The following is a 12355-nucleotide window of genomic DNA, read 5'->3' on the forward strand; positions in this document are numbered from 1 at the left end:
ATACCCTGGTAAAGCACCAGGTTAGCGCGCCAGGGTCAGCTCTAAATGAAGAAAGCCGCAACGAAGCGGCTTTTTAGTTCATGAACAATCTACTGAAAGACCGGCATGTCGCTGGCATCGCCGTAATCTTTTATTTTCGGCAGATTTTTTAAGGTTTCCATATCTTCATCGCTGATGACAAAATCTACGTCCGCATTATTTTTCATATGCTCCGGATTGGTTGACTTAGGCAGTGGCAGCAGGCCAAGTTGTAAATCGTAGCGAATTGCCAGCTGTGGCACCGACACGCCATATTTCTCGGCTAACGCTTTGATTTTGTCATTTTTAAACAGTTCGCCATGGCCTACCGGCGAATAGGCCTCAACCAGCATTTCCTGTTTCTGAACGAAATCAATCAGTTCAAAAGGGGTGTTACTGGCGTGTGCCAACACCTGATTAACGACCGGTTTGATCGCACAGTTATCAAGAATGTTCTGAATATCCTGTTGCTGAAAGTTTGATAAGCCGATGGCGCGGAGCTTGCCAGCGCTATAGGCTTCTTCCAGCGCTTTCCAGGCTTCGAGGTTTCCCTCAAAGTAACGATCATCGTCACCAAAGTTTGCCCAGGGTTGCGGGCTATGGATAATCATCATATCGATGTAATCAAGCTGCAGTTTGCTCAGAGACTCATCGATGGCTTTTTTTGCTTCATCGTATGATTTCGCCTCGGCCACCAGCTTGGTAGTGATAAACAATTGATCGCGCGGTATGCCACTTTCTTTGATACCACGGCCGACCCCCGCTTCGTTTTCGTACGCCTGCGCTGTATCGATATGGCGATAGCCGGCTTCTATAGCGCTGGCAACGACTTGATTGGCGTCTTTGTCTTCAACCATCCAGGTACCCAGGCCAATCTTGGGAATGAGTACGTTGTTAGCTAATGTGTAATATTCGTTCAACATATATCGTCTCCTTGTTGTCTTATCCAAAATTCAGACGCGCAGTGCGACGCTTGCTGTCACGTATAAACCTGTTAAATCAGCGACGTTGTGGTGCTGACTTAACATGTGTACTTACTTATTCCGTTATGACTCTGAATTGGATTTGAAGGATACTCTGAAATCCTTGCCTATTTGTATGAACCAGCAGAATGCTATTAATTTGCTGTTAAGTGTGGGGATTGTTTTAACACTTATTACCTGGTTACTGGTGATGTCGGTGATTGCCAGTATGGGACTCGACGTGTCAGCACTGGCCATTTCATTCTGCGTTGCGACTCTGGTTGTCATTCTTGGCGGTAGAAAACTGATGGCAACCTACGTGAGTCAAAAAATACACCGCCGGTTTGAAGCATTAAACGAAGAATACAGTGAGTTAGAAAAGCATTTTTACCAACAGGCAAATGCTATGGGTTAGTTGCATTGCGCTAACTTCAGCCCTGAAGCTTACCATGCAGTACAGACTGGCCGCGTATTCATGCGGCCTTATTCTTTATGGCCTGCAGGTACAGATACCAGTTAATTTTCAATTGCGATGACATCCTGCTTTCCCTGGCTTCCAATAATTTTTGCGCACCATTATAACGGTGAAATAGCTCGCTTAACGTAGTTAGATACGTCTCATAACTGGCCAGTAATGACTGCCTGCGCGAAGGATTTTCGATTTGCGCAATCGCTGCAAATATTAAAGCAGGTTGGCGGCGGGTTTCTAAGTTATACAAAGATAAAAATTCAAACAAACTTCGCTGGCTTGCTGAGCCGCAGGATAGCTGGCGTTCTCGGTAAGCATTAGTGAAATGCCAGGCCCTTAATTTTTCCAGTGTCAGTAAAGCTTCACAATGATTGGCCCGGCCGTAAATTTCCTGTAGCGCATGAAAAACCTGTGATCTCGCAGGGGCGGGATCGTTTATCAGCTGTTCATGCCATTCACTTAAAGGTTTATCCAGTAATGGGGCTACGCCCATGGCCCGGGCATGATAATACTGGTGTGCAGGCCGTAAACCGGATGTTAGGTTGTCCTGAAAAATAACGTTTTTGTTGGCCTGAATATAGTCGTAATCGAATTGCCAGATGGTGCGGTAATAATGAAAGATCTCGTTTAGTTCAGAAGTTGTGGCAGGACGCCCAGACCTTTCCAGTTCGTACATAATTGCCGGCGGGTTAGATTTTATGTCTTTTGGAAAAAGCAAATTCAGGGCCAGCCAGGCAATCATTAGTGACATCAGTACGCCCAGGGCCAGGCCAAATTTCACTTTAACCCCATCCTGCTGATCGGTAAGTAAGCAAAGTTTGTCTTTTATTATTGTGTGCATGACTGGCCGCCTTTAATGCGTTGCTTATTTTTATAGTTATAAAGTGAACTTAAATTGCCATTTCTCTCATGATTAATAAAGGATTTTTTCTCATAGGCCACCTATAAAGGAGGGGCTGGAGGCTGTAGAGGGAAGCAGTTACACACTGAAATGTTAAATTAATTTACTTTTTAGTGTGATTTTTGAGCAATCAGTGACAGTATATAAAACAAGTATATTGGCTGGTCTCGTTATTTTATGTGACGCCAGCCAATAAAGGGTTTTGGTCCCTGGCAGTAAAGCACAGTGTCATTAGGGCAGTGTGCTGTTCAATCGTAACCATGGTTGTATTATCTGCGGAGGGGAGCATGCTTCTACCTAACTATATTGTCACATCTGCTGTATTACTGGCTGTTAGTGCCTTAATCACATCACCTGTTATGGGCGCAGAAAAGCGCTTTTCATCCTGTACAGAAGAAGGTTGGATCAATAAATCTGATGCCCGTTTTGCTGCGGATTGCGCCAACATGGCTTTTGAGGGCGATTTGGCAGAGCGTCAGAAGATTGCCTGGATGTTTTTCGCCAGAGTGAACCAACAAATAGCCAGCGGTAAACACAAAGGAATGTCCGGTGGTAAAACCGTGCCGCAATGGATGGCGTGGCCTACCGACCCGGATACTTTTGCTACCACTAAACCGTTTGATTTTTCTGGCGCGCCTCGCACTGCGATGATGCCATCAGCGGAGAAGAAGGATCTCAACGTTGGTAATGTATCCACGGCAAATCCCGATGGCGCGAATGAAGAAGTCACCCGTAATCGCATTTCCTACGATTATTTGATTGAAAACCACCTGACAACCCGTGCCGATATTGCTGCCTTTTTCGAGAACAATGACTACGTGAATATGCCGGTTGGCACGGTTGAACTAAAAGCGTCCTGGCTACAGGTAACGCCCGGAAGCCCGGCGCCGGAGGGTGCCCTAACGTTTGAATTTGATGCGGGCAAATACTGGTGGCGAGGTCTCCACATCATGGTAAAAATGCGTGTGTTAGAAGACCCTGCGCAAGTGTTTTACAGTGAAGAGCCCAGTTGGTTCTGGTCGACTTTTGAGTTTAATGGTAACCCGGGGATTCGCCACGTCAGAGAGCAATTAATTACGCAGCGAAAATCGCTGAGTAAAAGCGAAATCGAGAATCTGCTCCAGGCGGCCGATCTCACTTCGCCCGAGTACCAGAATTTTGCCCCTAATGGCACCCAAATACGCTTTACCGATAATGCAGATGGCGTGACCCCGGTTATTTTGGGACACACCGATATGGAAGATTTTGCTGGCAAGCCGAATACTGCTCAACCCGCTTACTGGACGTCGTTTGACGCCAGTTGTCACAGTTGCCATGCCACCGCAGCCTATAATCCTGCTACCAGGGCAACATTCCCTTTCTCCTCACCTACCGGTGCACTTGATCCTGCCTATAACGCCGCCGATAGCAATGGGTCAACGGTGTACCTTGGACAGGGGTTTAAGCCGCTTGATTTTATGTGGCCTATTGTATTTCAAACCAAATAATCCTAAGCCGATTGCTCAGAGTCAGGCTGCAATGATTCTGAGATTGTGTTTGGCGGGGCAATTCATGTAGCCACCGATTACTTTTACGTTCACCCGGGGAGAGAAGAATGAACAGTAAAGCACTAGCGGTTTTAAGCTGGATACTGGCCACCACTGCGGTTCATCCTGCCATTGGGGAGTCGACCGCGCCGTTTCGCTATGAAGTGCCGGCAAATATACAGGATTTTGCTGATGATCCAAAAAAGCAGCAGGCGCTTAATCAGCTATGGAATAACAATATGAATGCCTTTAATCTGCAGGCGATTAAAGGCAACCCCTGGACTAACGAACAGGATTCACCGCGCAGTAATTACCTTGATCCCAACGAATACGGGACACAGAGTCAAACGGTTATTCATCCTATAACCTGGACTGCCTTTCCAAACAGAGTTAACTGGTATTTTAGTACCAGCCAGAACAACCCTTACCAGATCCCAACGGATCTGCTTTATCCACTTGCTGATGATGGCCGGCTTGACCCGGAAGATCCTGCGCTCATTGCCTGGGTGAGCCGGGAGTCATCACCATCACTCAAAAAAGAACTTTATCGATTACTAACAAAATACCCCGCGCTGACAAGCGACGATATTAGCAATTTTGCGAAACTTCCGGTGCCATCGGATATTTGCCCGACCGTTAACTGGCAACAACCAGAGGATAAGTGGAAGACCGGAACATCATTCAATAGCTTTGGGCCGCCAGGCCCCCGAGGCTGGAAAGACGAATATAATGAGTGGGTAGTCACGCGCAATGAGCAAGGCAAAATTATTCGCGTGAACTTTACAGCGGAGAACCCTGAGTACTGGTTTAGTCTGTGGCATGTAGACCCAGGAAAGGTACTGCAACTGTATCGTGAACTGGTGAGTGAGAATGTTCGCCTGGAGGACCTTTACCTTAAGGATGCGAAAGGCAAAACCGTTAATGATTATCGTAATAAGCCTTACTACAACCCGTTAAATAAATGGAATTACGGGAATCGGGCCACTTCATCAAGGGGTGGTGCGGCACATCTCACCAGCCCACCGAATACTGTGGGGGCTGAGATATTTTTGGGGGCTGCTGCAACAATAATACGTGATTTAAACCCGGCTGATTACTCACCGCAAGAAAACAATTGTGTATCAGAATATGGCTCTTCATTTCGTAACAGTGATCCGAACATTGGGTTTCAGGCCAATCAGGTTGTCAAACAACTTAACTATCCTATTTCATTAAGTAATCCTATTGCGCTATACATGCAAATGCCTGATTTTTCGAATTACCAACTGCCAGATACAGAAACAGATCCCAACGCTAAAGCCAGGGATTTCTTTAAAATTCTACGTGGTAAAACGGCCAGCGAGACAGGTCGCAACTATGACCAGATCCTCCACGCCGTCTTTGAAGTTCCCGCAGACAGAGGGTATACCGTGAGTGATATCACCATTAATGGTAAACCTATCTGGTGGGGCTCTCAAATAGCAGAAACCTTTAATCAGGCCCTCGCCGCCACCGCTTATACCAAGCAACCATTAAAAGACTCCACAAGCCATCCCGGTGTCGGCACACCTCAAAAACAACAACCGTGGCCGCAGCCTCTGGTTAAAAATTCGGTGCTTAAAACCATTAACAATACGCCTTCAATTAGTGCCGCTACCATTCCGTTGCTGCCACCGGTGGTTGAAGCCGGCAGTCGGTTAACCGATATGGCGCTCGAAGCGTTGGAGGGAGGCAGCAATCCCACCATCGAATTTACCAATCCCGATGGCACCGTGGCGGCAGACATTAAATTGGAAAATATAACTTACTACACGCCAAGTAATAACCAGGTGCCCGGCAAGCATAAGCTCTACAGTACTATCATTTATGTGTTTGATATTGATATTGGAGAGAATGTCGCGCCAGGCCAATATGGAATTCGGGTGAGTAATTATCCAGACAGTGTCCCTTCACCCGTACCGGCGGCGTTAACCGTTGTAGCCCAACCATAAGGAATCATTATATGAAACGTCTCTTTCCCGTGGTGATGCTAATAATGTGTGGGTTGATTTCGGCATGTGATGAGAATAAACAAGAAAAGTCAGTAAACCAGCCACATTGCCTGATTAACGTAGCGGTTTCATCCACTATCCCTCAGGATACCAAGCTAAGCGATCAGGCATCGTTTAATTGTATGGCGTGGCAACAGTTTATTGCATTGAACTGGTCGGCAGATCTTAATGCCGACGCTAAGACCTTTGGTACACCCGGTGATTACACCCCAAAAGTTTTTGAAACTTATAAGAATATTCATTCATTCTTAGGCGGGGATGGTAGCGATCCCGGTCCTTGGCGTAATCAAACCACCAGTACCGTGGTAAATGGTGAGAAGGTAGCTCACCCCCGGTATCTGAGCAGAACTTCCAAATTTAGTGATGGTTTTGATTCAGGTGATATTGAAGAAGCGGCTCCCAGTCCCAACGCCTGGCTGGCCGATAAACAAGGTAACCTGGTGTGGTATGAAGTGCTAGTTAACCAGGACGAATACGACTATTTCTATCGTAATGGTTTTTATAATGCGAAGAAGCAAAATGAAGCCGCCAGCCAAGGGATCCATATCAACCTGCCGAAAGGCGAATTGGGCGGCAGAGTAGGGGCTATGGAAATTAAAACGGCCTGGCTGACAGTAGAGGAGCCCGACGATCCAAAATGGCAACGATACAAGCTGGCAAACGGGGTATTTTGTGACGATACCGAGCACTGCAGCAGCAATACTGTGGCGCTGATAGGTATGCATATAATTCATAAAACCGTGTCGCAGCCAAGCTGGATATGGTCCACTTTCGAACATGTTGATAATGCGCCGGACAAAGCCGATATCAATAGTGGAAAAGTACTTAAGAGAGATTACAATTTTTATTCCGAGAGTTGTACAGAGCAGGCAATACCAAGCGCCTGTATAAAGGGAACTGCAAGCCAGGACAAAGCAGTCACCACGACTTGTGAACCCAATACTGCACCAAAATTTGGCCTGAATATCGAGGCAGGCAAGCCCGTTGGGCAATGCTTACCTTATCCCATTCAGGTAGTCAGAGAATATCCAATCCCCAATACAAATGAAAACCCGGTTAGGGATATCAACGACATGGCGCACGCGCTAATAAGACAGGAGAATCCGGATTCGGTGTATCAGAACTATCAGTTAGTTAATGTCATCTGGAACGACTCCACGGTAGATGAAAATAAAGCTAAAGCGTTGCCCGTTGATAGTTTGTCATTAACCGGATTTCGGCCGAATCCCGAGACGTTTCCCGTGGCGAATACTGTACTGGAAACCTATGTACAGCAAACAAGCTGCGTTGAATGCCATGCTCACGCCCACATAGCAACGTTATCAACTTCAAAAACATCAAACACAACACCGTCCGAGTTTGCTTCTGATTACAGTTTTCTATTTAAGCTGGCAAAATCCAAAGAATCTCAATCCCAACAGGTAAGCCCGGATGAATAACCTTTGCCAAATAACGCAATGTAGATCTTTTATAAAATAATTTCATCCCAGGTTGATACCAATATGATGGCCTATTAATTTACATTACTTTAACAGTGATATTCTTCCTAAGGGAGGCGTATCGCGGTGGTAACTGAGTAGGAATATCGGGATGAAATTTTATCCAAAGGTGGTTGGCTTAATAACGGCAGCTATTTGGTTGGCAGGTTGCACCGGAACAGGCAGTACCGAGAACACAGAGTTAGCTTCCAGCTGTCCATTACCGTCGAAATTTGAGTGGGAGGCCAGCTCAGCGCTGGTTTCACCTAATGAAGGGATATTTGGCCTTAAGGATCCGTCGGTGGTTTTTTATGACAATCAGTATCATATTTGGGCCACTATTAATGATGGAAACTGGAAGTCGGTCTACTTTAACTTTACCGATTGGAAGGATGCGACCAAAGCAGTTCAGCAGCCAATGAGCGGCACTAACGTTGGTAATACCGTTGCTCCCCAGGTCTTTTTCTATCGCCCGCACAATAAATGGTACAACTTTACCCAATGGGGCCGGGGTTACTCTACTACCAGTGACATTACCGATATCAATAGCTGGACGCCAAGAAAAGACTTTTTACAGGATGGTCCGCCCGTTGAGACAGGTAAACCGGAACTCGATTACTGGGTAATTTGTGATGATGTGAATTGCCATTTATTCTTTTCCAGGGATGATGGTGTACTTTATAAGTCGAAAACATCCAGAGAAAACTTCCCGAACTTTGTAGGCTACGAAGTCGTCATGGAAGACCATCGCGGTAACGGTAATAGCTTCTTATTTGAAGCCGCCAATGTATATAAAATTGATGGTACCGGTAAGTACCTGTTATTGGTTGAGGCTTATAATAGTGAGGAGGGGAGTTATGGACCAAGATTTTTCCGCTCATGGACAGCCACTGATTTAGATGGCCCATGGACACCTTTAGCCGATACCGAACAAAACCCCTTTGCGGGTAACGCCAATGTTGACTGGGTTGAAGGCAAGTGGGCAGATGGAATCAGCCACGGCGAAATGATTCGTTCGGGCTATGATGAATATCTAACCATTGACCCGTGTAACTTACAGTTTGTCTTTCAGGGGGATTCTGGCGTATCGCTGAACGGCGGTTATGGCGGTGAACCTTATAAACTGGGCGTGTTGACACTGAAGTAACATAAATATTTTGCTTTGAGAAAATCGGTTAGTTCAATCTACAACTGTAAGCGGTTGAATTGAATTATTAAAATAAAGTAAGGACCATTGAAGTTTTATAATAATACAGGACTCTTAACAGAGTCCTTTTTAAGTAAATCCAATGGTTATTTTCGGGTATAGATATCTTTGAAATACAACATCTCTACAACCCGGTTAGATGCCCCGTTATAGAACCCCGTTTCTAGCTCATCAGTTTTGGGGTTTCTGAATGTGCCAAAAACAATGTCAAAAATAGGTAAATCGCTGTAGTTATATTGATGAATCCCCTTGCCATGGTGAACTCTGTGACTTTCTGGACGTTGGATCACGTAGCCCAACCAGTAGGGGGTTTTAATATTACTGTGCTGAAATACAGCTAAAAACTGGCTAATAAAAAGGAAGTAGGTTGCTGCTTCTGGTGAGACGCCTACCACAACGACCAAACTTATACTGCCGAGCAGCGTAAATCCAATCATATCCAGCGGGCTAAAATAGAACGCTCCAATCGAATCAACGACTTCAGCACTGTGATGCATTTGGTGGAATATCCGCCATAACCAGTTGGATTCATGCATCGCTCTGTGCCAAATATATATTAATAACTCAAAAATAAACAGGGCGGTAAAAGCACTGAGCCAAGCGTTTGACCGGGTTAAATCAAAGAGTTGATAATTTGCCAGATAATTGTCCCAAATGAGTGGCATGTAACTGGCCAGGTAAAAATAACTAATTAACGCTATAGTACATTTCAGGTACCAGGCTTTGGGGCGCTGCAATTTTTTGCCAGGGAATAGATGTTCTATTAAAAATAGTCCGCAATACATTGCGAAGAGTCCCAGTGAAATGGGGTCGAGTAATACTTCTAGTGGTGTAGGCATGATCGCTCCGGATATAGATAGCCAAATTGTTTTAAAATTATGCCTGGCAGAAAATATTCATCATGAACAAGAGCACACGATTGAATAATATTTAGATAACGATTATCTAAATGTGAAAATATTGGTGCGTGACTATAATCCGGCGCGACATAATGGCTAATAGAAGGACTTGACCTCGTTATGATTTATCAGCTGGGTAATATTCAGATTGATACAACACAATTTAAAGTAATGGCCGACGGCAGGGCTATTTCTGTTGAGCCGAAAGTATTTGATTTGATTATTTATCTGATAACCCATCGCGATGTAGTTATAACCAGGGATGAGCTGTTTTCCCAAATTTGGAAAGGCAGGGCGGTTTCAGACACAACCCTGAGTAATCACATAAAATCAGCGCGAAAGGTACTGGGCGATGACGGTGATCTGCAAAAAGTAATTAAAACCGTAAGAGGAAGAGGCTATCAATTTGTTGGCGAAGTAGTAGAACATTCAGCGGTAACGAAAGATTCGAAACCTATTGATCAACAATCAATATCCAACGCAGCAAAACGCACTCCAATCTTGTTACGGGCGCCTGGTTACCTAGTTTATGCAATTGTCACCTTATTTCTAATTGGACTGATCGGGATCGCATCACTAAAACTCACTAAACAACCGGCGCCGCATATACTGGTAATGCCCTTTGAAATTTCCAGTATGGAAGAGGGGAATTGGCAACCTTTTGCCGACCAGATGACCCGCGAGGTAATTCGCAAACTAAGCCGGATTTCCTCCTTAAAAGTAGTCCCGGCCACGTCGGCTTTCTCATTTAATCAACAAACAAATAATGACAGTCTTGAAGATAACCTGCCTCAAGTAAATTTAGTATTGTCGGCGGTTGTGAATGTGTCAGGGGATAGCAAAATACGTATCACTACAGAGTTATCGGAGATTGAAAAGCATAAAATTATTTGGAATAAAGCTTATGAAACTACTATCGACAATACCAATTTTTTTTCCGTCCAGGAAGATATTGCTCGCTCCGTCACCAACTCTTTGAAGCTCATATTAGGGCAGGCTGAACAACATGCACTGGCAAGCTTCCCTACCGCTAATTTAGCCGCATATGAGCTCTACGTAAATGGCCAGTATGAAGCGAGCAAGCTAAACCATGATGCTTTGCTTCATGCAATATCTCTATTTGATCAAGCTATAGAACTGGATCCTGACTTTGCGTTAGCCTATTTAGCAAAAGCCGATGCGTATCGGAATGTCATGGCGTATTTTGAAAGGCCTGTGGAGGTATTACCTGAAGTCGCCACAGCTGTGAACGCCGCGCTTAGTCATCAGGGTGATTCCGCCGAAGCGTTATCCTCTCTTGGTTTAGCCTATGCTTTTGCATGGCGTTGGGAAGATGCGATACGAACACTCTCTGCCGCCAAGGCACTCAATCCAAGGTTGGCGCAAACGGAATTGGGTTTGGCAATTTATTATAGCGGTATTGGTGATAGAAAAAATGTTCTTAACTCAATCACCCTTGCTGATAAATTGGATCCATTGAACGTTGAAATCGCAGATTGGGGACACTGGCTGCTGGCCATGGTAGGTGAACTGGAAGCCGCGAAGCACTGGAGTCAGGAGAAAACAACACTGCATCCGAAAGTAGGGATGATCTTCAGCGGCGCGAGTATGTCTGCGTCACTAAGAAAGGAACATTCAGAAGCGATCAGGCTGGCAAAGCAGGGGATCCTGCTCGACCCTGAATCGCCATACTCATATTTAGCACTAGCTCAGGCATATGGTTATGCAGGACAACAGGAAAAGATTTTAGATTTACTAAAACAGGCTGATCAATTTGACAGTTATGTTTGTCCTTACGAAAAGGCAATTAATTATATTTTACTGAATGACATAGACCAGGCTTTTGCTAATTTGCAGGACGCCATCGAAGCACGCTCAAATTGCCTTGTATTTACCCGACAAGATCCCCGCTTAGCACCCATAAAAGAAGATCCAAGATATCTGATATTGTTGAAGCGTATCGGTTTAGATGATCAATCTATAGTGCGCTATTCAAAATAAAAAACAAGCTTAGGCTTTAAAGCGATAAATCAACTGCAATGCGATTTTATAAAGTGAAGGGCCAATGAGACTCGGCCCTGAACCATTAAAATCATTAAGCAAAATCGAGTAAATCGGTACCAAAAAAGTTATCGATAATACAGCGCCATTCACCATGTGGCTGACGCTGCATTACGTACAAAGCTCGCTTTCCCTCGCAGGGTGTTGCCAGTGGCGTAGCCTTAGGTACGAGATATAACTTGCTAATTACCAAGGCAATATCACCAGCCTCGATAACAATTTCATCTCCAGTGGTAACCAAATGCGATGGCATATACTTTTTCTGAAACGCCTGCAGTGCGGTAATGCTATCGTGTTGTTGCTGGCCTAATGGGGTAGCAACGATTTTGGCATCGTCACTGTAACAATTTGAAATAGCTTGCAGATCACCGTTATTTACAGCTTGATGTAAATGGCTCAGTAATTCAGTGATTGATTGTTTCATGGTTATAGTCTCTGTAACGTTAGGTGGTGCCGCAAAGACTGATGAACAAAAAACCCGCCTTTGCGGCGGGTTTCGATAACTTTAATTACGCACAATCAAACCCGCCAATCATTAATAATAGCGAGCAGAATAATGTGTGAAGGGGCTGAGGCTAAATCAACCTGATGCGTAACTGTCATATTCATAGCAAGAGTATTTAATTTATAAGATTAAATGTCAACGGTTTAACGAGCAAGACTTGAGGGCGAGCTAACATAACGAGCGCTAAAGCAAACGCCTACAACGGATTAAACCCATAAAATTATGGGATATACATTAACCAAACGCTAATTAAACTCTGAGTAGAAAACGCAGTAAATTGCCCAGTGTTAAGTACGCTG

General features: G+C 44.8%; 10 protein-coding genes. 6 read left to right on the forward strand and 4 right to left on the reverse strand.

Annotation, left to right across the window (positions count from 1 at the left end; translation table 11 throughout):
• Nucleotides 1–89: 89 nt before the first annotated feature.
• Nucleotides 90–941, reverse strand: a complete 852-nt coding sequence (locus tag AC27IB_RS20530) for an aldo/keto reductase (protein ID WP_487123250.1) — start codon at nt 939–941, stop codon at nt 90–92.
• Between the two features lie 103 nt (nt 942–1044).
• On the opposite strand from AC27IB_RS20530, the gene AC27IB_RS20535 reads away from it, so the two are divergent.
• Complete coding sequence (locus AC27IB_RS20535; protein WP_487123252.1) at nt 1045–1395, forward strand: hypothetical protein; 351 nt, start codon at nt 1045–1047, stop codon at nt 1393–1395.
• Between the two features lie 58 nt (nt 1396–1453).
• Here the strand turns inward: AC27IB_RS20535 and AC27IB_RS20540 are convergent, their stop codons facing one another.
• The gene (locus AC27IB_RS20540; protein ID WP_487123254.1) at nt 1454–2290 is read right to left on the reverse strand and encodes a hypothetical protein; all 837 of its coding nucleotides are present in this window, start codon (nt 2288–2290) and stop codon (nt 1454–1456) included.
• Nucleotides 2291–2637: 347 nt separating this feature from the next.
• Between AC27IB_RS20540 and AC27IB_RS20545 the strand changes: the two genes are divergently transcribed.
• From AC27IB_RS20545 to AC27IB_RS20560, 4 genes are all read left to right on the forward strand, one after another.
• A complete protein-coding gene (locus AC27IB_RS20545; RefSeq protein ID WP_296052140.1) occupies nt 2638–3837 on the forward strand; it encodes a hypothetical protein in 1200 nt (399 codons plus the stop codon).
• Between the two features lie 107 nt (nt 3838–3944).
• A complete protein-coding gene (locus AC27IB_RS20550; RefSeq protein WP_487123256.1) occupies nt 3945–5846 on the forward strand; it encodes a hypothetical protein in 1902 nt (633 codons plus the stop codon).
• Nucleotides 5847–5857: 11 nt separating this feature from the next.
• Nucleotides 5858–7345, forward strand: coding sequence for a hypothetical protein (locus AC27IB_RS20555; RefSeq protein WP_487123258.1), 1488 nt, complete (start codon nt 5858–5860; stop codon nt 7343–7345).
• Nucleotides 7346–7496: 151 nt separating this feature from the next.
• A complete protein-coding gene (locus tag AC27IB_RS20560) occupies nt 7497–8531 on the forward strand; it encodes a glycoside hydrolase family 62 protein (RefSeq protein WP_487123260.1) in 1035 nt (344 codons plus the stop codon).
• A gap of 146 nt (nt 8532–8677) precedes the next feature.
• Here AC27IB_RS20560 and AC27IB_RS20565 read toward each other — a convergent pair whose 3' ends face one another.
• The gene (locus AC27IB_RS20565) at nt 8678–9430 is read right to left on the reverse strand and encodes a sterol desaturase family protein (RefSeq protein ID WP_296052131.1); all 753 of its coding nucleotides are present in this window, start codon (nt 9428–9430) and stop codon (nt 8678–8680) included.
• Nucleotides 9431–9610: 180 nt separating this feature from the next.
• On the opposite strand from AC27IB_RS20565, the gene AC27IB_RS20570 reads away from it, so the two are divergent.
• On the forward strand, nt 9611–11491 hold the full coding sequence (locus tag AC27IB_RS20570; RefSeq protein WP_487123262.1) for a winged helix-turn-helix domain-containing protein: 1881 nt from the start codon (nt 9611–9613) through the stop codon (nt 11489–11491).
• A gap of 94 nt (nt 11492–11585) precedes the next feature.
• Here the strand turns inward: AC27IB_RS20570 and AC27IB_RS20575 are convergent, their stop codons facing one another.
• Complete coding sequence (locus tag AC27IB_RS20575) at nt 11586–11975, reverse strand: YybH family protein (RefSeq protein ID WP_487123264.1); 390 nt, start codon at nt 11973–11975, stop codon at nt 11586–11588.
• Nucleotides 11976–12355 lie beyond the last annotated feature (380 nt).

The sequence above is a fragment of the Alteromonas sp. 4NH20-0104 genome, from assembly GCF_057547795.1.

Bases quoted from the DNA above. Each gene is read 5' to 3' on its own strand.
- AC27IB_RS20530 (WP_487123250.1), bottom strand. From the start codon at position 941: ATGTTGAACGAATATTACACATTAGCTAACAACGTACTCATTCCCAAG.
- AC27IB_RS20535 (WP_487123252.1), top strand. From the start codon at position 1,045: ATGTGTACTTACTTATTCCGTTATGACTCTGAATTGGATTTGAAGGAT.
- AC27IB_RS20540 (WP_487123254.1), bottom strand. From the start codon at position 2,290: ATGCACACAATAATAAAAGACAAACTTTGCTTACTTACCGATCAGCAG.
- AC27IB_RS20545 (WP_296052140.1), top strand. From the start codon at position 2,638: ATGCTTCTACCTAACTATATTGTCACATCTGCTGTATTACTGGCTGTT.
- AC27IB_RS20550 (WP_487123256.1), top strand. From the start codon at position 3,945: ATGAACAGTAAAGCACTAGCGGTTTTAAGCTGGATACTGGCCACCACT.
- AC27IB_RS20555 (WP_487123258.1), top strand. From the start codon at position 5,858: ATGAAACGTCTCTTTCCCGTGGTGATGCTAATAATGTGTGGGTTGATT.
- AC27IB_RS20560 (WP_487123260.1), top strand. From the start codon at position 7,497: ATGAAATTTTATCCAAAGGTGGTTGGCTTAATAACGGCAGCTATTTGG.
- AC27IB_RS20565 (WP_296052131.1), bottom strand. From the start codon at position 9,430: ATGCCTACACCACTAGAAGTATTACTCGACCCCATTTCACTGGGACTC.
- AC27IB_RS20570 (WP_487123262.1), top strand. From the start codon at position 9,611: ATGATTTATCAGCTGGGTAATATTCAGATTGATACAACACAATTTAAA.
- AC27IB_RS20575 (WP_487123264.1), bottom strand. From the start codon at position 11,975: ATGAAACAATCAATCACTGAATTACTGAGCCATTTACATCAAGCTGTA.